This is a genomic window from Burkholderia puraquae, assembly GCF_002099195.1.
Taxonomy (GTDB): Bacteria; Pseudomonadota; Gammaproteobacteria; order Burkholderiales; family Burkholderiaceae; genus Burkholderia; species Burkholderia puraquae.
This window is the reverse complement of record NZ_NBYX01000001.1, coordinates 124,229-151,228: the sequence shown is the minus strand read 5'-3', so window position 1 is coordinate 151,228 and position 27,000 is coordinate 124,229. Positions and strand designations below refer to the sequence as shown.

Genomic DNA, 27,000 nt, shown 5'->3' with positions numbered 1-27,000 from the left:
ATCGATCAAGCCACCCGGAACGCCCCCACCGCGCGACGCAACCCGTCGGCCTGCTCTTCCAGCGACGCAGCAGCCGCAGCCGCCTGCTCGACGAGCGCCGCGTTCTGCTGCGATACCTGGTCCATCTGCGACACCGCGCGGTTCACCTGCTCGATCCCGTCGCGCTGCTCGCTCGACGCGGCCGCAATCTCGGTCATGATGCCCGTCACGCGGCCGATCGCCTGCTGGATGTCCTGCATCGTCGTGCCGGCCATGCCGACGAGCCGCGAGCCGTTCGCGACGCGCTCGACCGATTCGCCGATCAGCGTGCGGATTTCCTTCGCCGCCGACGCCGAACGTTGCGCAAGCGTGCGCACCTCGCCCGCGACCACCGCGAAGCCGCGGCCCTGCTCGCCGGCGCGCGCCGCTTCGACCGCCGCATTCAGCGCGAGGATGTTGGTCTGGAACGCGATGCCCTCGATCGTGCCGATGATGTCGGCAACCTTCTGCGAGCTCTGGTCGATCTCGTTCATCGTGCCGATCACTTCGCCGACGACTGTCGCGCCACGCGTGGCGATTTCGCTCGCGGTATCCGCGCAGGCCTGCGCCTCCACCGCATTGTCCGCGTTCTGCTTCACGGTCGCGGTGAGTTGCTCCATGCTCGCGGCCGTCTCCTGCAGCGCGGACGCCTGTTCCTCGGTACGCTGCGACAGGTCGGTGTTGCCGGCCGCGATCTGGTGCGTCGCCGTCGAGATCGCCTCGGAACCCTGGCTGACCTGGCGCACGGTGTCCGCGAGGCTGCGCTGCATGCCGGTCACGCCCTTGACCAGCTCGGCCATCTCGTCGCGCGACGACCAGCGCACTTCCGACGTCAGGTCGCCGTCCGACAGGCGGCGGAAGTGCGACAGCAGCCGGTTCACCGGCTGCGTGATCGCGTAATGCAGGCCGATCGCGCAGCCAAGGCACGCGGCCAGGCCGAATGCGATCCCGGCAATCGCGCCCGCGCGCATCCAGCCGTAATAGGTCTGCGCGGTGTCGTACACATCCTTGCCGCGCGCGACCTGGTACGCATCGAGCGCATCGGTCGCCTGCGTGAGCGCGACCGACAGCGGCGGCGCGACCGACATCAGCAGCCGGTCCGCCTCGTCGCGGCGGCCGTCGCGAACCGCGTCGATCATCGGCTTCAGTGCCTGCCCGATCAGCGCCTGGCGCGCGGCGTCGAGGCGGCTCGCGAGCGGGCCCTCGTCACCGTCGTGCGGCATCGACGCGTAGCCGCGCCATGCGGTGTCGGCCTTCGCGAGATAGCTCTCGGCTTTCTTGACGAGATCGGGCACTTCCGGCGCTTCCGGATGCAGCAGCGCGCGGTCGAGCGTCGTGCGCACGATCGTCAGGTTCAGGCTGGCCGCCGACAGCGCGGTCTTCGCAGCCAGTTGCTGCGTATAGGCCTCGTCGAGCGCACGGTTCGAGCTCTGCATGCCGGCGAGGCCGATCAGACCCGATACGACGAGCAGCACGGCGACGAGACCGAGCGTGGAGAAGATCCGCGTACGGATCGAGAAACGGGAAAACAGGGCGTTCAGGTTCATGACGGGACGTGAGCGGTGAAAAGTGCCGCGGCAATCGGTCCGCAGCACTCTGTATTACGGTTTGCCTGCAAAAAACTTGAGTCCGGCCCCGCTTTCCCCTGATCCCGGTCAATTTTTCGCGCCGGCAATCTCCTGTTACGGCTGCAACATATCGAGACTGGGCAGAAATTGACTAGTCAACTATCCGTCGCTATAGTTCGACACAATTCCCTGCCATGGCAGATATCTCGATGACAACCGACACCCTCCTCATTCCGCCGGCTGCCGAAACGGCCCGCCGCGACGCGCCGACCGGGCTGATCGTCGCCGCGCTGCTGCTCGTCATGCTGCTGTCCGCACTCGACCAGACGATCGTGTCGACCGCGCTGCCGACGATCGTCGGCGAACTCGGCGGGCTCGACCAGTTGTCGTGGGTCGTCACCGCATACCTGCTGTCGTCCACCGTCGTGCTGCCGCTGTATGGCAAGCTCGGCGACCTGTACGGCCGCAAGATCGTGCTCCAGGCTGCGATCGTGCTGTTCCTCGCGGGCTCCGCGCTGTGCGGCGTCGCGCAGGACATGACGCAGCTGATCGTGCTGCGCGCGCTGCAGGGGCTGGGTGGCGGCGGCCTGATGGTCGTCACGATGGCCGCGATCGGCGATCTGGTGCCGCCCGATCGCCGCGCGCGTTACCAGGGGATGTTCGGCGGCGTGTACGGCCTCGCGACGATCATCGGCCCGCTGCTCGGCGGCTTCCTGGTCGAGCACCTGTCGTGGCGCTGGATCTTCACGATCAACCTGCCGCTCGGCTTTCTCGCGCTCGCGGTGATCGGCGTCGCGTTTCGGCCGCACACCGCGCACGTGAAGCACCGGATCGACTACATGGGCGCCGCGTTCCTCGCCACCGCCCTCACCTGCGTGATCCTGTTCACGAGCGAAGGCGGCTCGCTGCTGCCGTGGACGTCACCGCAGCTATGGATGACGCTCGTGCTCGGCCTCGTCGCGATCGGCGGCTTCATTTATGAAGAGCGGCTCGCGGCCGAGCCGATCATGCCGCTCGAACTGTTCCGCCATCGCACCTTCGTGCTGGTCAGCCTGATCGGCTTCGTCGTCGGCATCGCGCTGTTCGGCTCGGTCACGTTCATCCCGCTCTATCTGCAGGTCGTGAAGGGCTCGACGCCGTCGCAGGCCGGGATGCAGTTGCTGCCGATGATGGGCGGGATGCTCGTGACGTCGATCGTCAGCGGCCGGCTGATCTCGCGGCTCGGCTCGTACCGGATGTTCCCGATCCTGGGCACGCTGGCCGGCGGCATCGCGATGGCGCTGCTGTCGACGCTGACGCTCGAGACGCCGCTGCACACGATGTACGCGTACATGGCGCTGCTCGGGATCGGGCTCGGCATGGTGATGCCCGTGCTCACGCTCGCCGTGCAGAACACGGTCGAATTCCGGCACATGGGCGTCGCGACGTCGGGCGCGACGCTGTTCCGCTCGATCGGCGGCTCGCTCGGCGTCGCGGCGTTCGGCGCGCTGTTCTCGCACGGGCTGCAGTCGCGGGTGATGGCTGCGCTGCCGGCCGGCACGGAGCTGCCGCCCGCACTCGGCCCGGCCGCCGTGCGCCAGTTGCCGGATGCCCTGCGCGACACCTACCTGCATGCGTTCGCCGGCTCGCTGCATGTCGTGTATCTCTCGGCGGCGACGGTCATCGCGATCGCGTTCGTGCTCGCGTGGTTCGTCGAGGATGCGCCGCTGCGCAAGCACAACTGAATCTCCCGTGGATCGCGACGCGAGCGTCGAGCCGCCTCGCGATCCACCTCCGCCCGCCTTCAAGGCACCAGCACGACTCCGCCCGTCGTCGCTCGCGACTCCAGCAATCGGTGTGCATCGGCTGCCTGTACGAGCGGCAGCCGCGCGCCGATCTCCACATGCATCCCGCCCGCCAACCGTTCAAGCGTCGTGCGCGCAGCCTCCCGATAGCCGTTAATGTCGCGCGCGATGAAGCCGAGCACGCTCGGCCGCGCCAGCGCGATCGAACGGGCCGGCCCCAGTTCATCGAGATCGAACGTCTGCCGCGCACCGATCGCGGCCACCTGCCCGATGCTCGCGACCATCCCGAACGGCCGGATCGCGCCGAGCGTTCGCGTCAGCACGTCGCCGCCGATTCCGTCGATCGCGTAATCGACACCCGCCCCGCCGCCGAACGCGCGGGCCGCCGCGACGAAATCCTCCTCGCGGTAATCGACGACCGCCTCGGCGCCATGCGTGCGCACGAGTGCCGCTTTAGCGGCCGACCCGACCGTGCCGATCACCCGCGCGCCGAGCGCACGCGCCCATTGCGTCGCCAGCAGCCCGACACCGCCGGCCGCCGCATGCACGAGCACCGTGTCGCCGGCGCCGACCTGCCGGACGCGATGCAGCAGCATGTAAGCGGTGATCCCTTTCAGCAGCCCGGCGGCGGCCGCGTCGTCGCTCAGGCCGTCGGGGATCGGCAGCACGCGCTCGGCGGGCATCGTGCGCAGGCTCGCATAGCTGCCGGTCGGCATGCCCGCATACGCGACACGCTGGCCGGGTACGAGCGCCGTCACGTCGGGCCCGACCGCGTCGACCACGCCGGCCGCCTCGACGCCGAGCGCATCCGGCAGCGCGGGCAACGCGTGCGCGCCCGTCCTGAAATAGATGTCGACGAAATTCACGCCGATCGCGGTCTGGCGAATCCGCACTTCTCCGGCACCGGGCGGCGCGACGGGCGCATCGACGCGGCGCAGCACGCCGGCGTCGCCGTAACGGTCGATCCCGATCCGGATGGCGGTGGCAGTCTGGGTCATGACGTTCCTCACAATCGAATTGAAGTGACACGATCATCCCATCGTGCATAATCGATCGGAATCCCCGCCAATCGCCCACCTACTGTGCAAAATTCGACCGACCCAACTCCCGTTCCCGCGGCCGCGCCGCCGATGAGCTGGGACGATGTCCGCTATTTCCTCGCGGTGATGCGCGGCGGCAGCCTGTCGGCCGCCGCGCGGGCGCTGCAGGTCCAGCATTCGACGGTCGCACGGCGCATCGACGCGCTGGAGTCTGCGCTCGGCATCCGGCTGTTCGACCGGCTGCCGCGCGGCTGGCCGCCAACCGACGAAGGGCTGCACCTTGCCGAGCACGCCGCACGCCTCGAAACCGACGCGCATGCGTTCGCGCGCGCCGCCCAGGGCGCGGCGGCGCTCGACGGCGTGGTGCGCATCTCGGCGTCGCCGGTATTCGCCAGCCACTTCCTCGCGCCGCGGCTCGCCCGCGCACAGCGGGCATGGCCGACGCTGCGGATCGACCTGCTGGGCGAGATGCACGCGGCGAACCTGTACGCGCGCGAAGCCGATCTCGCGGTGCGGCTGTCGCGGCCGACCGAGCCGGGGCTCGCCGCGCGCCGGCTCGGCACGATGCGCTTTGCGCTGTGCGCGGCGCCGGAATGGGCGGACGCGCCGCCCGATACCTGGCCGTTCGTCGGCTACGACGACGCCCTCGCGCAAACGCCGCAGCACCAGTGGCTCGCACGCTTCGCGGCCGGGCGCCGTTTCGCGTTCGTCACCAACGACCTGGCCGCGCAGCATCGCGCGTGCGCGGCCGGTGCCGGCGTCGCGCTGCTGCCGCGGTTTCTCGTCGACGATCCGGCCTCGCACGCCGGTGCATCGCTCGTCGAGCTGACGGCCGCGCCGCGTTGCGACATCGAGCGCGAGATCTGGCTCGTCGTCCACCCGGACGTGCGCCGGTCGCCGCGTGTTCAGCGCGTCGCCGACGCGATCGCCGATGCGGTTCACGCGGCGGACGGCCGGCTGTAGTAGCCAACACCGCACACGGCTTTGCCAAGCGCTCCAACGGCCGGCATAGTAGCGGTTTGCGTTCTGAATTCGCCGGAGTCGCCGCCATGCCCACCGCCCCCGCCTGTGTCGTTCGCGATTCAACCGATGCCGACCTCGATGCGATCCACGCGATTTATGCGCACCACGTGCGCCATAGCGTCGCGTCGTTCGAGGAAACACCGCCCGACGTCGCGGAACTGCACGCGCGCCGCGACGCGGTGCTGCAGCGCGGGCTGCCCTACCTCGTCGCCGAATGCGACGACCGCGTGGCCGGCTACGCGTACGCGACGCCGTACCGCACGCGCAGCGCATACCGCTTCACGATCGAGGATTCGATCTACATCGACGATACGCAACGCGGGCGTGGAATCGGGCGCGCGCTGCTCGCCGCGCTGATCGAACGCTGCGAGGCCGGCCCGTGGCGGCAGATGATCGCGGTGATCGCCGACGGCGGCACCGGCGGCTCGACGTCGCTGCATCGCGCGTTCGGTTTCGAGCCGGCCGGCATGCTGAAGGCCGTCGGGTTCAAGCACGGCCGCTGGATCGATACGGCATTGCTGCAGCGCCCGCTCGGCGACGGCGCGAACACGCTCCCCGTCTCGCCGGAGCCTCCCGCGTCGCGCTAGAATGGCCGCATGTCAAAACAGACTCATTCCACACCCGACGAGGCGGCGCCGGACTCCCGCAACGAGTACACGGTCGACGAGCTTGCACGCGTGTCCGACACGACCGTGCGCAACGTCCGCGCCTACCAGGATCGCGGGTTGCTCGCGCCGCCTGAAAAGCGCGGCCGCGTCGGCATCTACGACGACACGCACGTCGCGCGCCTGAAGCTGATCAATCACCTGCTCGCACGCGGTTATACGCTGTCGAACATCCAGGACCTGATCAAGGCGATCGACGAAGGCCACGACCTGCGCTCGATCCTCGGCCTCGAAAACGCGATCGGCGGCCGCTGGTCGCACGAACTGCCGAAAACCTACTCGCTCGCCGCGCTCGCGCAGATGTTCGGCCCGCAGGCCACCACGCAGCTGTCGCGCGTGACCGAACTCGGCCTGCTCGAACGGCGCGGCCTGTCGTTCGTCGCGAAGAGCCCCGCGCTGCTCGAAGCGGCGGCCGCGATGACGAAGGAAGGCATCCCGCCGCGCGAACTGCTCGACGTGATCAGCCTCGCGCGGCCGCATTTCGACGCGATCGCGCGGCTGCTCGTCGATCTCGTCGTGAAGCGGCTCGATCGCTACGACGCCGGCACGCTTCCGCCCGCCACCGACGTGCCCGAGCTGGTCGACGCGATCTGGCGCCTGCGCCCGCTCGCGGCCGTGTTCGTCGAAGGCGAGACGAACCGCGCACTCGAAACCGCGGCCAGCGCCTATCTCGGCGGCCGCGTCGCGACGATCCTCGACAAGAAGCTCAGCGACGAGGCCGCGCGGCAGTCCGGCACGCTGGCCTCGGAAAACGACAGCGACGAAGCATAGGCGCGCCGCCGTCATATTGATATCGGCAATGCTTCGTTTGCGGGCGTGATCGCCCATGCGACGATTCTTCCAACCAAGCGGCACCGCCGCTCGCCCGAAGACGTTTTGCATGGAGTCCGTTCGATGATTCGTTTCACCCGCTGGGTCGCCCACGCCACCGCCGTCACGCTCGTCGCGCTGTCCGCCGCATCGGCCTTCGCGCAAGGCGGCGCCGACAAGGTCGTGCGCATCGGCTACCAGAAGGCCGGCCTGCTGTCGGTCATCAAGGCGCAAGGTTCGCTCGAAGCCCGGCTCAAGCCGCTCGGCTATGGCGTCCAGTGGTTCGAATTCCCGGCCGGCCCGCAACTGCTCGAAGCACTGAACGCGAACAGCATCGACTTCGGCTACACGGGCGCGCCGCCGCCCGTGTTCTCACAGGCAGCCGGCGTGCACTTCGTCTATGTTGGCGCGGAACCGCCGGCGCCGCACAACGAAGCCGTGTTCGTGAAAGCCGATTCGCCGATCCGTTCGGTCGCCGGCCTGCGCGGCAAGAAGATCGCGCTGCAGAAAGGCTCGAGTGCGAACTACCTGCTGCTCGAAGCGCTGAAGAAGGCCGGCGTGCGCTACGACGAAATCCGCCCCGTGTATCTTGCGCCGGCCGACGCGCGCGCCGCGTTCGAGAGCGGCAACGTCGATGCGTGGGTCGTCTGGGATCCGTACTATGCTGCCGCGCAGAATGCGCTGAAGGTGCGCACGCTGTCCGACTACACGGGCCTCACGGCGACCAACAACTTCTACGAAGCAACGCGGGACTTCGCGCAGCAGCATCCCGACGTGGTCGGCGCGATCCTGAAGCAGGCGCGCGAGACGGGCCAGTGGGTCGGCACGCATCCGGCCGACACGGCCGCGCTGATCGCACCGAAGGTCGGCCTGCCGCAACCGCTCGTCGAGACGTGGATCAAGCGTGTCCCGTTTGGCGCGGTGCCGCTCGACGACCGGATCGTCGCGGCCCAGCAAGGTGTTGCCGATGCGTTTTATGCGGCGAAGCTGATTCCGCAGAAGCTGAGCGTGGCCGACAACGCGTGGGTCGACAAAAGCGTGCAGAATGCGCTCGCGGCGAAGTAGCGAGAACGCAGCGCGCATATGGTCAAAAACGCCGATGGGCACACGACTCGTCGGCCTCTTTGCTCTTGTCGAATTTTCGGGAAACGCGGGACGAACTGTCGGCGTTCGTCCAGAGCACGGGTCTCGCTTTCATGTTGATCGTGAACGACCGCGAAGCAATTCCGTCGCAAGGTGATCCCTGATTCGAATGGCTGCTTGGGATAAGGCGATGTGGCCGCCTCGGGCCGTTCAGAGCCACCGGCCACATCAGGCCCTGTCCAGCCTGCGCGTCATGCCGGGTGGCGCGCGCAATCAGGCAGGGCCACATCGCTTCGTTCGCAAAACGGACGGCCTCGCGAAACAGTTACAAGTTAACGATTGACGCCGGCACCGCCCAGCGGTTAATGTGCTGCCTGAAGTTCAAGAAGTCCGATTGCTGTTCATCAATTGCTCGCTTCCCAGCGGTATTCGTTGTCCTCTCCCTCCTTGACGCTTCACGCGCTCCTTTACAGAGCAACTCTTCGTATTTTTTTCTCAAGGAATCTTCATGGATACCGGTATCGTCAAGTGGTTCAACGACAGCAAAGGCTTTGGCTTCATCACGCCGGATAACGGCGGCGACGATCTGTTCGCTCACTTCTCCGAAATTCGCGCCGACGGCTTCAAGACGCTGGCTGAAAATCAGAAGGTAAGCTTCGAAACGAAGCAAGGCCCGAAGGGTCTGCAAGCGGCTAACATCAAGCCGCTGTAAAGTTTGAAGGACCCGGCCTCCGGTAACGGACGCCGGGTTGCAGCGACACCCTCGCGGAGATTGGTCTCCCAAAGTTGGCGCGATTGCTCTTAGCTGCATCTGTTGATTCAACAGCTTGCCGAGCGCCACACGCCTCGTTGCACTTCATTCCCCCTCTGGCTGCCAAGCCCTTTTTCGCTTTACGACTGCTTCAGATTCGGCTCGCAATGGCTTTGAATCAGCGCGCCCGTGCACATTTCGCACGGCACGCGGGCACTCGAACATCATTAAAATTAAAATGCAAAACAAACGAATTCAACAATACAACGGCTATGCCGTTCAACCCTCGGCGCATCGTTTGCCCGACGGTAGTTTTTCATCCAACCTGCTGCTAGAACGCGCCGATAGCGCACGCACCGAAGGCCGCTACCAGTTCTATTCGCTCGATTACTTCACGAGTGAAGAGCAGGCGTTGCAGCATTCGGCCCGCTGGGCGCGCAACTGGGTCGACACGCGCGGTTAAAGGCAACGCCCGGCCATCGATCCAGCGACGTGCGCAATGCGCAGGCGGCCTGCGGCTGCCTGCTTGCTCCAACGCGCCCTCCACCTTCTCCCTCGGCCGCATTGATCACGACATCGAGGGTCTCGAACCGCTCTGCCAGCGTGTCCCGAACGCGTTCCACCTGATCGGGCGCGCCCAGGTCGACAGCCAGGGACACGATGGGACGCGCATCGGGAAACACGCCGCCGATCGCTTCGGCCGCGTGTTCCAGCAGTTTGCGCGCCAGGCGACATGCATCGCCGTGGCCGCCCCGCCGCCACTCACCACCACTGATTCACACGCCGCTTCAAAGAGCTTCGTTCGAAGACAACCACTCGGGTTCATACGCACCTAGTGCGCGTGCCGGATAAAACCATGCGAGCGGTGCATCGTCGATCTGCAATGGCGGGCGAAGCCGCAATGCCGGCCCCCACGACGTCGGCTCGACCTGCCCCGCGCGATCACGTTGATCGTCGGCCACCCGTTCAACCACCTCGCTCATGGGCTCCGAACGCAGCTGCAACACAGCCGCCGTTCGCGCCAGCGACGCGCGAACCTCGGTACCGACACCCTGCTGCATTCGCGTCGTCAGCCCACGGATGGCGGCCGTCGCCATCAGGTAGCCCGTCGCATGGTCGATGGCCTGAACGGGCAGGTTCACCGGCTCATCGCTGCCCGTCACGCGCATGCCCGCCTCGGCGATTCCCGTGCTCATTTGAATGATGCTGTCGAAGCCGCGCCGGCAACGCCACGCACCGGTCCAGCCGTATGCGTCGAGCGACACGTCGATGAGTGCGGGATTCAGTTCGCGCCGTTGTGCGGCGTCGAGCCCGAGGCGGGCGAGCGCATCGGCTCTGTAACCGTGCACGACGATATCCGCGCGGCCGAGCAACCGCTTGAGCGTATCGAGATCCGCGGCATCCTTCAGGTTCAGCCGCGCACACCGCTTGCCCAGGACGACTTCGGGTACCGTGCCCGGTTCTTCCCAGCCATACGGGTCGATGCGCAGCACGTCGGCGCCCAGGCCCGCAAGAAACCGTGTCGCCACGGGGCCAGCGAGAATGCGCGTCAGGTCGAGCACGCGAATGCCGCGCAACGGCCTGTCTCTCGCAGGCCGCCAGGCATGCGCAACAACATCCGTCGCGGCATGAACATGCAGCAGGGGCTCAGTTGCAACCGCCTTGCCCTGCGGATGCTCGGCCCACTCCTGCGCCGAGTACATCGCCGCGGCACATCCGCCGCGCTCGACGATCGCGTCTTCGAGCGCACCGGCATCCCAGCGACTCACCGCTTGCGCGACCGCTTGCGCATCCGCAGCGCAGTCGAGCACCGACAAGGCGGCCAGTCGATGATGCGGCGCGTTGGTGTGCAACCGGATCCAGCGATCGCGCGCCCGATAATTGCCGGCCACCGGATCCCATTGCGGCGGCATCGTCCAGCCCTGCGGACGCAGCGACGTGCCGAACCACAGCGACGCCATGCGCCGGTCGACTCGCACCGCCGGCAACGCTCCGGTCGACACATGCAGCAATTCGGCAACGGCCGTCCCTGCCGCTCCGATCGCCGCGGCGGCCATATCGGTTACGCGAAACACGGAGACCAGCTCTCCCGACCCGCTGAAGCTGCACGACTCGATGAAAGCCTGAGACCCACCCGCCGCCAGCCAGAACGCCCGCAGATAACGCGACGCCCGATCCTCATCGGCCGTGGCCCGCTCCCTCGACATTTGATCGACACGCATGTTCGCCTCGCATGATTAGGTGAGGCAAAGATCGTCTCGCTCGCATTTGTTGTCAACGTTGATTATCCTGATCAACCTGTCGAACGATTCCCCCTGCGTACGATGTCGAACTACCTGAATTCGACCGAAGCCGCGGCAAGGCTCGGCGTCTCGCGGCAAACCCTCTATGCGTATGTCAGCCGCGGCCTGCTTCGCGCGGAACCGTGCGGCAATCACCGTGAAAGCCGCTACCTCGCGGCCGATGTCGACCGGCTCGCGGATCAACGCGCACGCGGCCGCAAGCCGAAGGAAGTGGCGAAGGCTGCGCTGAACTGGGGCTCGCCCGTGCTCGAATCGAGCATCACGTTGATCGACGGTGGCCAGCTGTTCTATCGCGGCGCGGATGCACGCGAGCTCGCTTCCCGCGCGAGTCTCGAGGAAGTCGCGGCGCTGCTATGGCGATGCGACGAGCCGACCGCTTTCGGCCGTCACGTTCCCCCTACGCCGGCGGTGCTTCGCACACTCTTCAGGCACTACGGCGATCAACGCGCCGAGCAGGCCCTGCTGCCGCTCTTCACCGTCGCAAGCGAGGACGCGCCAACGGCGATCTGGCAGCAATCGCCCGATCGTCAGGCGCAGGGCTGCGGCGATCTCGTGCGGATTCTGGCCGCATGCCTGCTGCGAACCCGGATCGATACGGCACCCATCCATGTGCAATGCGCGCGGGCATGGGGCGTCGGGCCTGCAGGCGCCGAGCTGATCAGGGCGGCGCTCGTGCTGTGCGCGGATCACGAACTGAACGCGTCGAGCTTCACGGGGCGATGCATCGCGTCGACGAACGCAAGCTTGCGGGCGGTCGTGGTCGGCGGCCTGGCCGGCCTGTCGGGAGAGCGACATGGCGCCACCACCGCGCGTGGCGAAGCGCTGTGGGACGAACTGGGCAATAAGGATGTCGAACAAAAAATGAACGAGCGTCTCGCCCGGGGAGATGGCCTGCCGGGCTTCGGCCATGCGCTCTATCCCGACGGCGACGTGCGCGCGACGTATCTGCTGTCGCGGATCCTGCCGCGCCATCCTCAATGGAAAAGGATGATCGATGCAGGGAGCGCGCTCGTCGGCCAGAAACCCTCCGTGGATCTCGCGCTGGTGGCTCTGCGCCGACATTTGCGGCTTCCCGTCGGCGCGGCATTCGGCCTGTTCGCGCTTGGCCGCTCGATCGGATGGATCGCGCACGGGCTGGAACAGCGCGAGCAATCCGATCTCATCAGGCCGCGTGCGGTTTATACGGGAACGTGGCCAGGCGGCACCGGTGCCGGGACGGCGCATTCGCGATCCCGCGGACGATCGGGAAAGCCGCACACGCCGCATCGTACGTCTCCGGAAGACGACGTACTTGCCGCCTTGTTCAAGAGCCGATAGTTTTTCGCTTGATGACGTCGTCGCACATTTTCGGTGACACGCCAACGCCTGCCTCGCTGGCGTACGGAAGCGGCCGCCCGCTGACGTTTCGCAAACATCGCCAACGGGTCGGCGAACGCCCCCATGGAAATCCGCGAAGATTTTTCGCCGGCCCCACGGCATGCAAACAGGACACGGCGCATCGATCCGGCGATGCGCACACCGCGCTGTCGGCACGCGCGTGCTCGGCCTGCTTGCTTACTTCAGCGTCCCCGCCACCTTCTTCTGCCGCCACAAACACAGCAAGTCACACGCGACATGCGCGGCCGCAATCGCCGTGATGTCCGCGTGGTCGTACGCAGGCGCCACCTCGACCACATCCGCGCCGACCAGGTTCACCGCGCCGAGCGCGCGCACGATCGCGAGTGCCTGTGCCGACGACAGCCCGCCCGCGACCGGCGTGCCCGTACCCGGCGCGAACGCCGGATCGAGGCAGTCGATGTCGAACGTCAGGTACGCGGGACGCGCGCCGACGATGTCGACGATCCGCTCGACCGCCGCGCGCGAGCCGTGGTCGTGCACCCACGCCGCATCGAGTCGCTCGATCCCGAGAAAATCGTCGTTCCAGGTGCGAATCCCGACCTGCACCGACGTGGCCGGATCGATCAGCCCTTCCTTCACGGCCTTGTAGAACATCGTCCCGTGATTGAGGCTGTCCGGATCGTCGTCGGCCCACGTATCGCAGTGCGCGTCGAAATGGATCAGCGACAGCGGCTTGCCGTAGCGCTCCGCATGCGCGACGAGCAGCGGATACGTGATGTAGTGGTCGCCGCCGAGCGTCAGCATCCTTGCACCGGAACCGAGGATCGTGCGCGCATGCTCGATGATCGCGGGCTTGATCGACAGCGGGTTGTGTGCGTCGAACCAGCAGTCGCCGTAGTCGACGGCCGCGAGATCGTCGAACGGGTTGAAGCCCCACGGATACGGATGCAGCTCCGCGAGCTGCACGCTCGCCGCGCGGATCGCGGCCGGGCCGAGCCGCGCGCCGGAGCGATAGGTCGTCGCGAGGTCGAGCGGCACGCCTGAGATCGCGACGTCGACGCCGTCGAGCTCGCGCGAATAGTTGCGGCGCATGAACGACAGCACGCCCGCATAGGTGTTTTCGATCGACGAGCCGTACGGCGTCGTGCGACGGATCGCGCCGTCGCCGTGGAGAAGTTCGGTCATGGTCGGACCTGTTTTCGTGGAGAGGCCAGCCCGCCCCGCTTCGCATGGGCACACGGGCCGGGCACGGCATGGATTCATCGGGCTCGCACCGGCTTGCGCATCCTGTCGCGCGGCCGGGCGGAACAACGACAGCTACAGCAGCAACCGCATCGACAACGGCAATACCGCGGCGATCATAGCAAGCCGAATTGAAGTCGTTGCCCCGGTTCAACCGGGGCAACGCGCGGAGAAATCCGGCGGCCGCGCCCAGGCATCGGCGCCCGGCATTGCCCGATCGCTGCACCGGCGGGCAATCCTGTGCACGGTGATCCCGGTCGTTTCCTAGAAGGATTCGCCGGTTTTCCCGTGTCCGTTCTTCCGGATAATGGCCGACTGCTGCGCCCTCGACCGCGGCCGTCCACCGCAGACAACAACAAACCGGAGACACTCGCCTTGATCGCCACGCTTCCCGCCACCTACCGCCGGCTTTGGCCGCTCGCCGCCGTCGCCGCGCTGCTGTACGGGCTGTCGCTCGCCGCCGCGCCCTATCCCGGCCAGGCCGCGGCGAAAGCCGCGATGGGCATCCTGCTGCTCGCGGCGGGCAGCACCTGTGCCGCGCCACGCGAACGCACGTGGCTGTGCGCGGCGCTCGTCACTGCCGTGCTCGGCGACGTGCTGCTCGCGCTGCCCGACTGGCCGCTGTCGTTCGTGCTCGGCCTCGGCGCGTTCCTGCTCACCCACCTGTGCTATTGCGCGATCTTCATGCGCTGGCGTGCCCGGCCGCACGGCTGGCGCATCGTCGCGCTCGTCGGGCTGTGGATCGCCGCGCCGGCGTTCTACGCGGCCTTCTTCCCTCACCTCGGCGAATTGCTGGCGCCGGTTGCCGTCTACATGCTCGTGCTGTGCGCGATGGCGAGCTTCGCGCTCGCCGCCCGCACGCGCGGCCCGCTGACGGCCATCGGCAGCCTGATCTTCGTCGGCTCCGATACGCTGATCGGCGTCGGCCGCTTCCTCGGCGGCTTTCCGGGCATCGATTACCTGATCTGGGGCCTCTACGCGCTCGCGCAGGTCACGATCGTGGCCGGGGTTTTCCATGAGACGGCCGCCCGCCCGATCCGTCCCTGATACCGTTTCAAACAGACCGCCGCGCACCGGCGGCCTCGTCGACTGTCTCTCTCGCCCTATCGACGGCCCTTTCCGCGCGTCCCGCCATGCGGAAAGTGGTCCGTTCCAAACTCCGCTCAGCCTTTTCCCGTCTGGCTTCCGGCCCTTAGAGCGCCGCTTCTAGCCTCTTGCGGTTTCCGGGTTCACCCACTATCGTTACATCAAACAATGTAACATTAGAAAATGAGCCAAATCGGAGACACCCGGATGAATGCTCGCACGTTGCCTTTCGGTCCGCCCGGCCACGACGGCCTGGACGAAACCATCGATATCGCCATCATCGGCACCGGCTTCGCCGGCCTCGGGATGGCAATCCGCCTGCGGCAAACAGGCGTGACCGACTTCGTCGTCCTCGAGAAGGCCGCGTCGGTCGGCGGCACGTGGCGCGACAATCATTACCCCGGGTGTGCATGCGACGTGCAATCGCACGTCTATTCGTTCTCGTTCGCGCCGAACCCGCGCTGGACGCGCATGTTCGCGCCGCAGCCGGAAATCCGCGCCTATCTGGAAGACTGCGTGCAGCGCTTCGGGATTGGCGCGCACCTGCGCCTGAACCACGAACTGCAGCGCGCCGAGTACGACGAGGCCGCGCAACGCTGGCGCCTCACCTTCGCAAACGGCAAGCGGCTGTCCGCGCGCGTGCTGGTGTCGGGGATGGGCGGGCTGTCGCGCGCCGCGCTGCCGTCGATTCCCGGCGTCGAGAACTTCAAGGGCCGCGCGTTCCACTCGCAACAGTGGGATCACGACTATGCGCTCGATGGCAAGCGCGTCGCGGTGATCGGCACCGGCGCGAGCGCGATCCAGTTCGTGCCGCAGATCGCGCCGCGCGTGAAGGAACTCGCGCTGTTCCAGCGCACGCCGCCGTGGATCATGCCGAAGCCCGACCGCAACCTGACCGGCTTCGAGAAATGGCTGTTCCGCACGCTGCCGTTCACGCAGAAGGCCGTGCGCAGCAGCATCTACTGGATGCTCGAATCGCGCGTGCTCGGCTTCGCGATCCATCCGTCGCTGATGAAGAACGTGCAGAAGCTCGCGCTGCGCCACATCCGCAAGCAGATTCCCGATCCGGCGCTGCGCAAGACCGTCACGCCGAACTACACGCTCGGCTGCAAGCGTGTGCTGATCTCGAACGACTACTATCCGGCGCTGTCGCGCAAGAACGTCGACGTGATCACGACCGGCATCGACCACATCGAAGCCGACGCGGTCGTGACGACCGACGGCAAGCGTCATGAAGTCGACTGCCTGATCTACGGCACCGGCTTCCAGGTGGCCGACCCGTATCCGCGCGGCGCGATCATCGGCCGCGGCGGGCTCGACATCGTCGACGCATGGCGCGACGGCGCGCACGCGTATCTCGGCTCGACGCTGCCCGGCTACCCGAACTTCTTCATGATCGTCGGCCCGAACACGGGCCTCGGCCACAACTCGATGGTGTTCATGATCGAGTCGCAGATCGAGTACATCCTCGGCGCGCTGCAGGCGATGCGTCGCGAGCGTGCGGATGCGATCGAGGTGCGCCCGCTCGTCGAGGCGCAATTCAACAGCGACCTGCAGGGCAAGCTGAAGAAGGCGATCTGGTCGACGGGCGGCTGCAAGAGCTGGTACCTCGATCCGCGCACCGGCAAGAACACGACGCTGTGGCCGGGCTTCACGTGGCGCTTCCGCCAGGCGACCGCGCGCTTCTCGATCGCCGATTACCACGCGTATCGCGCGCCGCAACACGACACGACCGCGCGGCCCGTCGCCGCGCCCGCTGCTTCCGCCTCCACTTCCGCCGAAGCGGCCTGAGCCAGACAAGGAGCCACCGACATGAGAGATTTCGCCAACAAGGTCGCCGCGATCACGGGTGCCGGCTCGGGCATGGGCCGCGCGCTCGCGATCCAGCTCGCGCAGGCCGGCTGCCAGGTAGCGCTCGCCGACAAGAACGGCGTCGGCCTCGCCGAAACCGAGCGGATCGTCCGCGCGATCGCGCCGAACGTGCGCGTGTCGACGCGCATGCTCGACGTCGGCGACCGCGACGCGATGTTCGCGTGGGCCGACGACACCGCGAAGGAACACGGCAAGGTCAACCTGATCTTCAACAACGCGGGCGTCGCGCTGTCGAGCACGATCGAAGGGATGGAATACAGCGATCTCGAGTGGATCGTGAACATCAATTTCTGGGGCGTCGTGCACGGCACGAAAGCGTTCCTGCCGCACCTGAAGGCAGCAGGCGACGGCCACGTGATCAACACGTCGAGTCTGTTCGGGATCTTCGCGCAACCGGGCATGAGCGGCTACAACGCGACCAAGTTCGCGGTGCGCGGCTTCACCGAATCGCTGCGCCAGGAACTCGACATGATGAAGTGCGGCGTGTCGGCAACCTGCGTGCATCCGGGGGGCATCCGCACGAACATCGCGCAGGCCAGCCGCGTCTCGAAGAACATGGTCGGCTTCATGGTCGCAAGCGAGCAACAAGGCCGGGACACGTTCGAGAAGTTCTTCATCACGACTGCCGACGACGCCGCGCGCACGATTCTCGCCGGCGTACGCCGGAACAAGCGCCGGGTGCTGATCGGCCGCGATGCGAAGGCCGGGGACTGGATGGCGCGCATCCTGCCGGCCGCCTACCAGGCGCTCGTCGTGCTCGCAACGCGCCGCGAGGCCGCGAAGGCCCGCCGCCATGCCGCACGCGGCACGCCGGCGCCGGCACCGCTGCACGCCACCTACAACAACGCAGGCAATCAGGGAGGTGAACAATCATGACGACCCCGAACATGATGCCCGTGCGGCGCGACATCCGTTTCGCTTTGCCGCCCGAACGCGCGAAGGACTGGCACGTGCAGGGCGTGCCGGTCACGCACTTCATGAACGCGCTGTCGCTGCTGTTCCCGGCCGGCGAACGCTTCTTCATGGATTCGGTGCGCAACTACCGCGACCGGATCGAGGATCCCGAGCTGAAGAAGCAGGTGCTCGGCTTCATCGGCCAGGAGGCGATGCACACGCGCGAGCACATCGAATACAACGACCTGCTGCAAGCGTCGGGTCTGCCCGCGCACAAACTCGACAAGCGCCTGTGGACGATCCTCGGCTGGTTCAAGAAGGTGCTGCCGCATTCGATGCAGCTCGCGATCACGATCGCGCTCGAGCACTACACGGCGATCCTCGCGAACCAGCTGCTGTCGGGCCACGAGCACCGCATCGACGGCTCGGTCGAAGGCTACCAGCAGATGTGGATGTGGCACGCGATGGAGGAAACCGAGCACAAGGCCGTGTCGTACGACGTATGGACCACCGTGATGAAGCCGGGCCTCGGCAGCTACCTGCTGCGCACGGGCACGATGCTGACGACGACCGTGTTCTTCTGGACGATCGTGTTCGATTTCCACGTGCGCCTGATGCGCGCGCATCGTCGCGAACACGGCAAGTTCGGCGGCATGTGGCGCCTCGTGAAGTACCTGTACGGCCCGAAGCACGGCGTGTTCCCGAGCATCGCGCGCGAATGGCTCGACTACTTCCGCCCGGGTTTCCATCCGTGGGATCACGACAACCATCAGTACCTGCAGGGGCTCGACACGCTGCTCGAGAACATCGACGCGACCAACGCGCGCTACGCGACGCAAGCCGCCCCGCGCCGCGTGCCGCTGCACCCGGTTCCGCAGGCATGACGCGATGGCGCGCGCCCACGAGATGCTGACCGTCCAGTCCGGCGACGTGAAACTCGCCGTCTACGTAAGCGGGTCGCGGCGCGCCCCGCCGCTGATCCTCGTGCACGGCTACCCCGATTCGGCGGCCGTGTGGGCGCCGATCCGGGCGCGGCTCGCGAAGCGCTACCGCGTGATCGCGTACGACGTGCGCGGCGCTGGCGCATCCGATGCGCCGCGCCGCCGCGCCGATTACACGCTCGAACGGCTCGCCGGCGACCTGAAGGCGGTGGCCGACGCGACCTGCGGCGGCCGGCCGTTCCATCTCGTCGGCCACGACTGGGGCTCGATCCAGTGCTGGGAGGCCGTGACCGACCCCGCGTTCCGCGGCCGGATCGCGTCGTACACGTCGATCTCGGGCCCGTGCCTCGATCACGTGTTCCGCGCGAAGATGCGGCTCAAGCAGAGCCTGAAGTCGTGGTACATCGCGTTCTTCCACCTGCCGCTCGTGCCGTCGCTGGTGTGGCGGCTCGGTGGCGCGGCACTGTGGCCGCGCTGGCTGCAGCTCACCGAACGCGTGCGTGCCGAACGCGATCCCGTGCAACTGAAGAACGCGCTGAACGGCCTGCAGCTGTACCGCGCGAACTTCATCGCACGGGCACGCAAGCCGCGCGAACGGTACGCGCAGGCGCCCGTGCAGATCCTGGTGCCGGTGCGCGACCGCTATGTGACGCCCGAGATGTCGGTCGACCTCGACCGCTGGCTCGGCGACCACGTGCGCGAGGAAATCGACGGCACGCACTGGATCGTGCTGCGCCACCCCGACATGATCGCGTCGCGGATCGACCGCTTCGCGTCCGCGCAGGAGCGGCCGGCGCTCGCCCCGGCCGCGGCCCGGGTTCAGCGCACCGCCGGCGCCGGCAGGCGTCTGAACAGCGTCTCGTAATCGACGACGAGCCCGTCGTCGTCGATCTCCATCTCGGCCGTGAAGTCGCGGAAGATCCCTTCGTAGCGATAGCGCCGGCCCGGCTCGATGCACGCGTAGGCCTGCTTGACCGGCGTGACCTTCAGGTCCGGCGTCGAGATGTACGCGACGTCGATCGGCTGCCGCTCGCCGCGCGCGAGCCCGAGGCGGCCGATCGGCAGCGAATTCGTGAACGGCGTCGCCGCGATATCGATGTCGATGCAGCCGTCGAGCGCCGGCAGCGCGCGGCCCGAGCCGTCGCGCCAGTGGCCGGCGCCGTCGCTGCGCAACTCGAGCGTGCCGCCGCCCATCACCTTGAGCACCGCGCAGGTCACGCGCCACTGCGCGTCGCACTCGACGCGATACGCGAGCCCGTACGCACGGCCGTATCGCTGGCCGACCACCGCGCTTTCGACGACGATCCCGCCGCCGCTTCGATCGAACGCCAGATGTTCGACCCCGTCGCCTTCGAGCGACGCCCAACGCACTTCGCGCATCTTTCCGCCTCCCGGTTTTCCTCGATGCGGGACATCGTGGCACAAATCCGCTGACGACAACGCCAGCCGCCGCCCCGAATTCATGAGCAGAAAAAACAACGCGCCTGAATGCGCCGACGCAGCGGCGTTCAAGCACGGAGGAACATCCGTACTCCCCGATCTGGTGCGCCGCCCACAAATCCTGACTATCCAGAATTCCCTATTACGGTGCATGGGATTGTGGCCTATGCTCGCGGCTCGTCCTGTTACGCCGCCATCATGCCTACCGCCCGCCCCGTCTCGCCGTCGATCGACCTGCGTATCCTGCTGCGCGGCATCGGGCAGATCGTGCTGCAGGCGAATGCGCTCACCGGCGCGCTGTTGCTCGCCGCGCTGGCGCTGACCGACCTGCGGCTCGCGAGCGCGGCGCTGGTCGGCTCGGCCGCCGCCAGCATGACCGCTGTGCTGACGGACGCCGAGCGCCGCGACGTCGAACAGGGGCTGCACGGCTTCAACGGCGCGCTCGCCGCGCTGATCGCCGTGTCGTTCGCGCCCGATCCGCTTGCCGCCGTCGCGCTGGTGCAGCTGGCGTCGATCGGCGCGGCGCTCGTGCAGCGCGCGATGCGTGGAACGCTCACCCGCTGGCGCCAGTGCCCGTATTCGAGCCCGTGCCTCATCGTCACCGCGCTGTGGCTGCCGTTTGTCGCGCCGCAGCATGCCGGCGGCTCGACGGCCGGCCCTGCGCTGACGCTTGCTTCCGCCGCCGACGCCCTTCTCTCGGGCGTTGCGCAAACCACCTTTGCGCAAGGCGCGTGGGCTGGCGTGCTGATCGTCGCCGGCATCGCCGCAGCGTCGCGCCGCGCGGCCGCATTCGCGCTCGGCGGCGCGTGCGTGTCGTCCGTGCTGCTGGTCGCGCTCGGCGCCAGCGGCGCGTCGTTCGCCGACGGCCTGCTCGGCTTCAATGGCGCGCTCGCCGCGCTCGCATTGATGCCGCGCGGCCCGCGTGCTGCGCTCGCGGCCGCCGCACTGGCCGCGCTGATCCAATGGCTCGCGACGCGCGCCGGCATGCCCGCGTTCACGGCCCCGTTCGCACTCGCGTCGTGGGTCACGGTGGCCGTCGCGCGCCGCTTCACCCTCGGAGAACCCGATGTCGTCATTCGCACACCGTCCTGATGCCGTGAAACCCGGCGGCCCGATCTCGGACGCCGAATGCCAGATGCGCGTCGACCTCGCCGCCGCATACCGGCTCGTCGCGCTGAACGGTTGGGACGACCTGATCTACACGCATCTTTCCGCGACCGTGCCCGGCGAGCCCGGCCGCTTCCTGATCAACCCGTTCGGCCTCACGTTCGACGAAGTCCGCGCATCGAATCTCGTGAAGATCGACGTGGCCGGCAACCGGATCGGCGACGGCGAGCATGCGGTCAACGTGACGGGCTTCGCGCTGCACGCGGCCGTGCATGCCGCGCGCGCCGACGCCGCGTGCGTGATGCACCTGCACAATACGGCCGGCATCGCCGTGTCGATCCAGCGCGACGGGCTGCTGCCCGCGTCGCAGCATGCGTTGCGGTTTCACGGCGACCTCGCGTACCACGACTACGAAGCGCTCGCGTTCTCGCCGGCCGAAGGCGCGCGGCTGACCGCGAGCCTCGGCGCGAAATCCGCGATGCTGCTGCGCAATCACGGCACGCTGACGGTCGGCCGCACCGTGGCCGAAGCCTATGTGCTGATGGATACGCTGATCAAGGCGTGCGACATCCAGGTGCGCGCACAGGCCGGCGGCGGGCCGCTCGTGCTGCCCGACCCAGCCGTCGCCGGCCGCACGGCCGAACAACTGCGCGACGGCGGTGCGATCGAGGGCGAACTGGAATGGCCGGCGCTGCTGCGCCGGCTCGACCGGATCGATCCGACGTATCGCGACTGACGCCGCCGCCGGTATCCCCCGAATCGTTCACCCCCAACCGGAGCATTGTCATGCCGACTTTCAATATCCAGCTCTTCGAAGGCCGCACCGTCGACCAGAAGCGCGAATTCGTCGAAGCCATCACGCGCGTCACGTGCGAGACGCTCGGTTGCGAGCCGGGCTCGGTCGACATCATCCTGACCGACGTGAAAAAGGAGAACTGGGCGACGGCCGGAAAGCTGTGGAGCGACGAGCGCTGAGCACCGAGGGCGGCGTCGCTTCGGCGTCGTCCGCCCTGCGCTGAATCGCGCACCGCGGCGCCCGCGACGGGCGCTGCACGCGGCCGTCTCCGCCCGCCTCCCGTTGTGCGCCCGCACATCGCTTTGTCACGCAATCGGCGCATAATGCCGGACAGACGCAGCAGCCGATGGCCACCCGACGAGGAGACCGCCATGGAAGCGAAGAACGAAGAAGTCGTCGCACACCTGCTCTCGGACGTCGTCGAATTCGCGCGCGGGCGCCTGCCCGATGCCACGTTCCGGATCGTCGAACCCTTCCTGCGTCATTACTACGATTTCGCCGATGCCGACGATCTGCAGAGCCGCAGCATCGCCGATCTCTACGGCGCCGCGATGGCGCACTGGCAGACCGCCCAGAAATTCGTGCCCGGCAGCGAACGGCTGCGCGTGTACAACCCGATCCTCGAACAGCACGGCTGGCATTCCGACCACACGATCATCGAAATGGTCAACGACGACATGCCGTTCCTCGTCGATTCGGTGACGATGGCCGTCAACCGCCTCGGGCTCGCGCTGCACTCGGCACTGCACCCGGTCTTCCGCATCTGGCGCGGTCGCGATGGCGGCATCGAGCGCGTCGATGCGGGCGGCGCGACGCCCGGCGACGGCCAGTCGCAGCTCGCGTCGTTCATCCATTTCGAAGTCGACCGCTGCGGCGATGCCGCGCTGCTCGACACCTTGCGCAACGACATCGCGCACGTGCTCGGCGACGTGCGCGCCTCGGTGGAAGACTGGCCGAAGATCGTCGACATCGCGCGCGCGACGATCAAGGAAATGAAGGCGCGCGAATCGACCGCGGAAGACATCGAGGCGCGCGCGTTCCTCGAATGGATGGCCACCGATCACTTCACGTTCCTCGGCCAACGCGACTACGCGCTCGTGTCCGACGGCACGGGCTTCGGGCTGCGCGGCATCGAGGGTACCGGCTTCGGCATCCTGCGCGAATCGCTGCGCACGTCCGGCGCGCCCGACGTCACGCCACTGCCGCAGGCCGCCGCCGACATCATCACCGGTCCCTGGCCGATCTTCCTGACCAAGGCGAATTCGCGCGCAACCGTGCACCGGCCCGGCTATCTCGACTACGTCGGCGTGAAACTCGTCGGCCCCGATGGCAAGGTCGCCGGCGAGCGCCGCTTCATCGGGCTCTACACGTCGACCGCCTACATGGTGTCGAGCGCCGAGATCCCGATCGTGCGCCGCAAGTGCGCGAACATCGTGCGGCGCGCGGGCTTTTTGCCGAAGGGGCATCTCGGCAAGTCGCTCGTGACGGTGCTCGAAACCTACCCGCGCGACGAACTGTTCCAGGCCGACGAAGACCAGCTCTACGACATCGCGCTCGGCATCCTGCGGCTGCAGGAACATCAGCGCACGCGCCTGTTCGTGCGCCGCGACCGCTTCGACCGCTTCGTGTCGTGCCTCGTGTTCGTGCCGCGCGACAAGTACAACACCGACCTGCGCCGGCGCATCGCACGGCTGCTCGTCGATGCGTACAACGGCGTAAACGTCGAATTCACGCCGCTGCTCTCGGAATCGGCGATCGCGCGCATTCATTTCGTCGTGCACGCGGAACCGGGCACGATGCCCGACGTCGACACGCGCGAGCTCGAAACGCGGCTCGTGCAGGTCACGCGCCGCTGGCAGGACGATCTCGCCGACGCGCTGCTCGACGCATTCGGCGAAGAGCAAGGCAACCGCCTGCTGCAGCGCTATGCCGACTCGTTCCCCGCTGGCTATCGCGACGACTATCCGGCGCGCACGGCCGTGCGCGACATCGAACTGATCGAGCGCGTCAAGGATTCGGGGCAGCTCGCGATGAACCTGTACCGGCCGATCGAGGCCGAGGCACGTGCGTTCCGCTTCAAGGTCTACCGCGCGGGCGATCCGATCGCGCTGTCGCGCAGCCTGCCGATGCTCGAGCATCTCGGCGTGCGCGTCGACGAGGAGCGGCCGTACCGAATCCAGACGCAGGATGCCGCGCATGCGTGGGTACACGATTTCGGCCTCGAGCTCACCGACGATACCGAGTTCGACATCGAGCGCGTGAAGGGCCTGTTCGAGGATGCATTCGACCAGATCTGGAGCGGCCGGATCGAGAACGACGACTTCAACCGCCTCGTGCTGCGCGCCCACCTGAGCGCGCGCGAAGTGACAATCCTGCGCGCGTATGCGAAATACCTGCGGCAAGTCGGCTCGACCTTCAGCGACGCGTATATCGAGCGCGCGCTGACCGGCAATCCGGCGATCGCGCGGCAGCTCGTCGAGCTGTTCCTGCTGCGCTTCGACCCGGCCATCGGCGATACACGAGACGTGCAGGCAGAGCGGCGGCTGAAGGCGATCGAAGGCGCGCTCGACCAGGTGCCGAACCTCGACGAGGACCGCATCCTTCGCCAGTTCCTCGGCGTGATCAACGCGACCGAGCGCACGAACTACTTCCTGCTCGACGCGAACGGCGAATCCAAACCGTACCTGTCGTTCAAGTTCAATCCGGCGAAGGTGCCGGGCCTGCCCGAACCGAAGCCGATGTTCGAGATCTGGGTGTATTCGCCGCGGGTCGAGGGCGTGCACCTGCGCGGCGGGCGCGTGGCGCGTGGCGGCCTGCGCTGGTCGGATCGACGCGAGGATTTCCGCACCGAGGTGCTCGGGCTGATGAAGGCGCAGATGGTGAAGAACGTCGTGATCGTGCCGGTCGGCTCGAAAGGCGGCTTCGTCGTGAAGAATCCGCCGCCGCCGAGCGATCGCGAAGCATGGATGCGCGAAGGCATCGCGTGCTACCAGACCTTCCTGCGCGGCCTGCTCGACCTGACCGACAACCTCGTCGGCAACGCGATCGTGCCGCCGCCCGACGTCGTGCGTCACGATCCGGACGACCCGTATCTGGTCGTCGCCGCCGACAAGGGCACGGCCACCTTCTCCGACTACGCGAACGCGATCTCGCACGAATACGGCTTCTGGCTCGACGACGCGTTCGCGTCCGGCGGCTCGGTCGGCTACGACCACAAGAAGATGGCGATCACCGCGCGCGGCGCGTGGGAATCGGTGAAGCGGCACTTCCGCGAGATGGGCATCGATACGCAGACGACCGATTTCACCGTAGTCGGCGTCGGCGACATGTCGGGCGACGTGTTCGGCAACGGGATGCTGCTGTCGCCGCATATCCGGCTCGTCGCCGCGTTCGATCACCGGCACGTGTTCCTCGACCCGAACCCCGATCCCGCGACGAGCTTCGCCGAGCGCGCGCGCATGTTCGCGCTCGAGCGCTCGAGCTGGGCCGACTACGATCCGGCGGCGATCTCGTCGGGCGGCGGCGTCTACCCGCGCACCGCGAAGACGATCCCGCTGTCGCCCGCCGTGCAGGCCGCGCTCGGCATCGACGCGCACGCGCTGCCGCCGGCCGAACTGATCCGCGCGATCCTGCAGGCGCCGGTCGACCTGCTGTACAACGGCGGCATCGGCACCTACGTGAAGGCCGCACGCGAAACCCACCTGCAGGTCGGCGACCGCGCGAACGATGCGGTGCGCGTGAACGGCACGGACCTGCGCTGCAAGGTCGTCGGCGAAGGCGGCAACCTCGGCTGCACGCAATTCGGCCGGATCGAGTTCGCGCAGCGCGGCGGCCGCATCAACACCGATGCGATCGACAACTCGGCCGGCGTCGATTGTTCGGATCACGAAGTCAACATCAAGATCCTGCTCGGGCTCGTCGTGTCCGACGGCGAGATGACCGAGAAACAGCGCAACGCGCTGCTCGCGGAGATGACCGACGAAGTCGGGCTGCTCGTGCTGCGCGACAACTACTACCAGACACAGGCGCTGTCGATCGCCGGCCGCTATGCCGTCGAGCTGCTCGACGCCGAGGCGCGCCTGATGCGCTGGCTCGAACGCGCGGGCCGCCTGAACCGCGTGATCGAATTCCTGCCGACCGACGACGAAGTCGCCGAGCGGCAGGCCGCGAAGCTCGGCCTCACGTCGCCGGAACGTGCGGTGCTGCTCGCATACAGCAAGATGTGGCTGTACGACGCGCTGCTCGAATCCGACGTGCCCGAGGATCCGCTGGTGGCTGCGATGCTCGTCGACTACTTCCCGAAGCCGCTGCAGCAGCGCTTCAGCGAACCGATGCGCCGCCATCCGCTGCGCCGCGAGATTCTCGCGACGCACCTGACCAATGCGCTCGTGAACCGCGTCGGCTGCGCGTTCGTGCACCGGCTGATGGAGGAAACCGACGCGAAGCCCGGCGACATCGTACGGGCGTGCATCATGGCGCGCGACGTGTTCGACCTCGATGCGGTGTGGCGCGACATCGACGCGCTCGACAACCGCGTCGCCGACGATGTGCAGGCGCGCATGTTCGTCGACGTCGCGCGGCTGCTGGAGCGCGCGGCGCTGTGGTTCCTGCGGCATCTGCAATCCGGCGCAGTGGCCGACGGTGGCGTCGCCGAGCTGATCGCACGCTGCCGCGATGCGGCGGAGCGGCTCGCGCCGCAACTGCCGTCGCTGCTGCCGGCCGACGATCTCGACGCGCTGTCCGAACGGCAGCGCGTGCTGGTCGAAGCCGGCGTCGACAGCGCGCTTGCGGTGCGCGTCGCGAGCGGCGACATCTCGGCCGCGCTGCTCGACATCGCCGAAGTGGCCGCGACCAGCAACCGCAGCCTCGAACTCGTCGCGGGCGTCTACTTCTCGCTCGGCACGCTGCTCAATTACAGCTGGATCGGCGAACGGGCGGCGACACTGCCGACGCCGACGCACTGGGACATGCTGGCGCGCGCCGCCGCGCTCGCGGAAGTCGCGCGCCTCAAGCGCACGCTCGCGACGAGCGCGCTCGCGGAATCGCCGGATTCGACCACGCCGGAGACGATCGTCGGCGCGTGGCGCGCGCGCCGCGAAGCCGCGCTCGCGCGCTACGAGCACCTGCTCGCGGACCTGCGCGCATCGGGCGGCGCGAGCCTCGCGGTGCTGCTCGTGGTCGTGCGGGAAATGGCGGTGCTCGAACGCGCTTGACGGGTGTGACGGGTTTGATGAACGCG

The 27,000-nt window shown here is 67.5% G+C and carries 22 protein-coding genes; 17 read left to right on the top strand and 5 right to left on the bottom strand.

Annotated features, from left to right (window positions below; translation table 11 throughout):
- Positions 1-5: 5 nt before the first annotated feature.
- Entirely contained in the window at positions 6-1,565 is a 1,560-nt protein-coding gene (locus tag B7G54_RS00685; RefSeq protein ID WP_085037291.1) for a methyl-accepting chemotaxis protein, read from the bottom strand.
- Between the two features lie 230 nt (positions 1,566-1,795).
- Here B7G54_RS00685 and B7G54_RS00680 point away from each other — a divergent pair, with 230 nt between their 5' ends.
- A complete protein-coding gene (locus tag B7G54_RS00680) occupies positions 1,796-3,310 on the top strand; it encodes an MDR family MFS transporter (protein ID WP_085037917.1) in 1,515 nt (504 codons plus the stop codon).
- 59 nt (positions 3,311-3,369) lie between these two features.
- On the opposite strand, the gene B7G54_RS00675 is transcribed toward B7G54_RS00680, so the two are convergent.
- Positions 3,370-4,368, bottom strand: a complete 999-nt coding sequence (locus tag B7G54_RS00675) for a quinone oxidoreductase family protein (RefSeq protein WP_085037290.1) — start codon at positions 4,366-4,368, stop codon at positions 3,370-3,372.
- A 132-nt stretch (positions 4,369-4,500) separates the two neighbouring features.
- On the opposite strand from B7G54_RS00675, the gene B7G54_RS00670 reads away from it, so the two are divergent.
- The 6 genes from B7G54_RS00670 (at position 4,501) to B7G54_RS00645 (ending at position 9,205) form a co-directional block, all read left to right on the top strand.
- Complete coding sequence (locus tag B7G54_RS00670; RefSeq protein ID WP_085037289.1) at positions 4,501-5,373, top strand: LysR family transcriptional regulator; 873 nt, start codon at positions 4,501-4,503, stop codon at positions 5,371-5,373.
- 86 nt (positions 5,374-5,459) lie between these two features.
- Positions 5,460-6,020 (top strand): GNAT family N-acetyltransferase, encoded by a 561-nt coding sequence (locus B7G54_RS00665; RefSeq protein WP_085037288.1) that lies wholly within the window; start codon positions 5,460-5,462, stop codon positions 6,018-6,020.
- A 9-nt stretch (positions 6,021-6,029) separates the two neighbouring features.
- Positions 6,030-6,869, top strand: a complete 840-nt coding sequence (locus B7G54_RS00660; RefSeq protein ID WP_085037287.1) for a MerR family transcriptional regulator — start codon at positions 6,030-6,032, stop codon at positions 6,867-6,869.
- Between the two features lie 123 nt (positions 6,870-6,992).
- A complete protein-coding gene (locus B7G54_RS00655) occupies positions 6,993-7,973 on the top strand; it encodes a sulfonate ABC transporter substrate-binding protein (protein WP_085037286.1) in 981 nt (326 codons plus the stop codon).
- 526 nt (positions 7,974-8,499) lie between these two features.
- On the top strand, positions 8,500-8,703 hold the full coding sequence (locus B7G54_RS00650; RefSeq protein ID WP_006485974.1) for a cold-shock protein: 204 nt from the start codon (positions 8,500-8,502) through the stop codon (positions 8,701-8,703).
- 277 nt (positions 8,704-8,980) lie between these two features.
- Entirely contained in the window at positions 8,981-9,205 is a 225-nt protein-coding gene (locus B7G54_RS00645; RefSeq protein WP_085037285.1) for a hypothetical protein, read from the top strand.
- A 325-nt stretch (positions 9,206-9,530) separates the two neighbouring features.
- Here the strand turns inward: B7G54_RS00645 and B7G54_RS00640 are convergent, their stop codons facing one another.
- Positions 9,531-10,964: a CoA transferase gene (locus B7G54_RS00640; RefSeq protein WP_085037284.1), complete on the bottom strand. Its 1,434-nt coding sequence runs from the start codon at positions 10,962-10,964 to the stop codon at positions 9,531-9,533.
- Positions 10,965-11,066: 102 nt separating this feature from the next.
- Between B7G54_RS00640 and B7G54_RS00635 the strand changes: the two genes are divergently transcribed.
- On the top strand, positions 11,067-12,362 hold the full coding sequence (locus tag B7G54_RS00635) for a citrate synthase family protein (protein ID WP_085037283.1): 1,296 nt from the start codon (positions 11,067-11,069) through the stop codon (positions 12,360-12,362).
- 237 nt (positions 12,363-12,599) lie between these two features.
- Here B7G54_RS00635 and speB read toward each other — a convergent pair whose 3' ends face one another.
- Positions 12,600-13,568, bottom strand: coding sequence for an agmatinase (speB, locus tag B7G54_RS00630; RefSeq protein WP_085037282.1), 969 nt, complete (start codon positions 13,566-13,568; stop codon positions 12,600-12,602).
- Between the two features lie 432 nt (positions 13,569-14,000).
- Here speB and B7G54_RS00625 point away from each other — a divergent pair, with 432 nt between their 5' ends.
- The 5 genes from B7G54_RS00625 to B7G54_RS00605 all read left to right on the top strand — a co-directional run bounded on the left by B7G54_RS00625 (position 14,001) and on the right by B7G54_RS00605 (position 19,283).
- The gene (locus tag B7G54_RS00625; RefSeq protein WP_085037281.1) at positions 14,001-14,672 is read left to right on the top strand and encodes a lysoplasmalogenase; all 672 of its coding nucleotides are present in this window, start codon (positions 14,001-14,003) and stop codon (positions 14,670-14,672) included.
- A 246-nt stretch (positions 14,673-14,918) separates the two neighbouring features.
- Positions 14,919-16,502, top strand: a complete 1,584-nt coding sequence (locus B7G54_RS00620) for a flavin-containing monooxygenase (protein WP_085037280.1) — start codon at positions 14,919-14,921, stop codon at positions 16,500-16,502.
- A 21-nt stretch (positions 16,503-16,523) separates the two neighbouring features.
- The gene (locus tag B7G54_RS00615; protein ID WP_085037279.1) at positions 16,524-17,459 is read left to right on the top strand and encodes an SDR family NAD(P)-dependent oxidoreductase; all 936 of its coding nucleotides are present in this window, start codon (positions 16,524-16,526) and stop codon (positions 17,457-17,459) included.
- Positions 17,456-18,361: a metal-dependent hydrolase gene (locus B7G54_RS00610; RefSeq protein WP_085037278.1), complete on the top strand. Its 906-nt coding sequence runs from the start codon at positions 17,456-17,458 to the stop codon at positions 18,359-18,361. Before B7G54_RS00615 ends, B7G54_RS00610 begins: the two co-directional genes overlap by 4 nt.
- A 4-nt stretch (positions 18,362-18,365) precedes the next feature.
- Positions 18,366-19,283: an alpha/beta fold hydrolase gene (locus tag B7G54_RS00605; protein WP_085037277.1), complete on the top strand. Its 918-nt coding sequence runs from the start codon at positions 18,366-18,368 to the stop codon at positions 19,281-19,283.
- On the opposite strand, the gene B7G54_RS00600 is transcribed toward B7G54_RS00605, so the two are convergent.
- Positions 19,238-19,798, bottom strand: a complete 561-nt coding sequence (locus tag B7G54_RS00600; protein WP_085037276.1) for a putative glycolipid-binding domain-containing protein — start codon at positions 19,796-19,798, stop codon at positions 19,238-19,240. The genes B7G54_RS00605 and B7G54_RS00600 overlap by 46 nt on opposite strands.
- 258 nt (positions 19,799-20,056) lie before the next feature.
- On the opposite strand from B7G54_RS00600, the gene B7G54_RS00595 reads away from it, so the two are divergent.
- The 4 genes from B7G54_RS00595 (at position 20,057) to B7G54_RS00580 (ending at position 26,974) form a co-directional block, all read left to right on the top strand.
- A complete protein-coding gene (locus tag B7G54_RS00595; RefSeq protein ID WP_085037275.1) occupies positions 20,057-20,950 on the top strand; it encodes an urea transporter in 894 nt (297 codons plus the stop codon).
- Positions 20,925-21,701, top strand: coding sequence for a class II aldolase/adducin family protein (locus tag B7G54_RS00590; RefSeq protein ID WP_085037274.1), 777 nt, complete (start codon positions 20,925-20,927; stop codon positions 21,699-21,701). Before B7G54_RS00595 ends, B7G54_RS00590 begins: the two co-directional genes overlap by 26 nt.
- A 50-nt stretch (positions 21,702-21,751) precedes the next feature.
- Positions 21,752-21,940 (top strand): 4-oxalocrotonate tautomerase, encoded by a 189-nt coding sequence (locus B7G54_RS00585; protein WP_069251875.1) that lies wholly within the window; start codon positions 21,752-21,754, stop codon positions 21,938-21,940.
- A gap of 192 nt (positions 21,941-22,132) precedes the next feature.
- Entirely contained in the window at positions 22,133-26,974 is a 4,842-nt protein-coding gene (locus B7G54_RS00580) for an NAD-glutamate dehydrogenase (RefSeq protein ID WP_085037273.1), read from the top strand.
- The last annotated feature ends 26 nt before the right edge of the window (positions 26,975-27,000 follow it).

Coding starts and splice junctions, on each gene's coding strand:
- B7G54_RS00680 (WP_085037917.1), top strand. CDS start 1,796: ATGACAACCGACACCCTCCTCATTCCGCCGGCTGCCGAAACGGCCCGC.
- B7G54_RS00610 (WP_085037278.1), top strand. CDS start 17,456: ATGACGACCCCGAACATGATGCCCGTGCGGCGCGACATCCGTTTCGCT.
- B7G54_RS00615 (WP_085037279.1), top strand. CDS start 16,524: ATGAGAGATTTCGCCAACAAGGTCGCCGCGATCACGGGTGCCGGCTCG.
- B7G54_RS00635 (WP_085037283.1), top strand. CDS start 11,067: ATGTCGAACTACCTGAATTCGACCGAAGCCGCGGCAAGGCTCGGCGTC.
- B7G54_RS00640 (WP_085037284.1), bottom strand. CDS start 10,964: ATGCGTGTCGATCAAATGTCGAGGGAGCGGGCCACGGCCGATGAGGAT.
- B7G54_RS00585 (WP_069251875.1), top strand. CDS start 21,752: ATGCCGACTTTCAATATCCAGCTCTTCGAAGGCCGCACCGTCGACCAG.
- B7G54_RS00605 (WP_085037277.1), top strand. CDS start 18,366: ATGGCGCGCGCCCACGAGATGCTGACCGTCCAGTCCGGCGACGTGAAA.
- B7G54_RS00650 (WP_006485974.1), top strand. CDS start 8,500: ATGGATACCGGTATCGTCAAGTGGTTCAACGACAGCAAAGGCTTTGGC.
- B7G54_RS00620 (WP_085037280.1), top strand. CDS start 14,919: ATGAATGCTCGCACGTTGCCTTTCGGTCCGCCCGGCCACGACGGCCTG.
- B7G54_RS00675 (WP_085037290.1), bottom strand. CDS start 4,368: ATGACCCAGACTGCCACCGCCATCCGGATCGGGATCGACCGTTACGGC.
- B7G54_RS00665 (WP_085037288.1), top strand. CDS start 5,460: ATGCCCACCGCCCCCGCCTGTGTCGTTCGCGATTCAACCGATGCCGAC.
- B7G54_RS00580 (WP_085037273.1), top strand. CDS start 22,133: ATGGAAGCGAAGAACGAAGAAGTCGTCGCACACCTGCTCTCGGACGTC.
- B7G54_RS00600 (WP_085037276.1), bottom strand. CDS start 19,798: ATGCGCGAAGTGCGTTGGGCGTCGCTCGAAGGCGACGGGGTCGAACAT.
- B7G54_RS00645 (WP_085037285.1), top strand. CDS start 8,981: ATGCAAAACAAACGAATTCAACAATACAACGGCTATGCCGTTCAACCC.
- B7G54_RS00655 (WP_085037286.1), top strand. CDS start 6,993: ATGATTCGTTTCACCCGCTGGGTCGCCCACGCCACCGCCGTCACGCTC.
- B7G54_RS00685 (WP_085037291.1), bottom strand. CDS start 1,565: ATGAACCTGAACGCCCTGTTTTCCCGTTTCTCGATCCGTACGCGGATC.
- B7G54_RS00590 (WP_085037274.1), top strand. CDS start 20,925: ATGTCGTCATTCGCACACCGTCCTGATGCCGTGAAACCCGGCGGCCCG.
- B7G54_RS00595 (WP_085037275.1), top strand. CDS start 20,057: ATGCCTACCGCCCGCCCCGTCTCGCCGTCGATCGACCTGCGTATCCTG.
- B7G54_RS00670 (WP_085037289.1), top strand. CDS start 4,501: ATGAGCTGGGACGATGTCCGCTATTTCCTCGCGGTGATGCGCGGCGGC.
- speB (WP_085037282.1), bottom strand. CDS start 13,568: ATGACCGAACTTCTCCACGGCGACGGCGCGATCCGTCGCACGACGCCG.
- B7G54_RS00660 (WP_085037287.1), top strand. CDS start 6,030: ATGTCAAAACAGACTCATTCCACACCCGACGAGGCGGCGCCGGACTCC.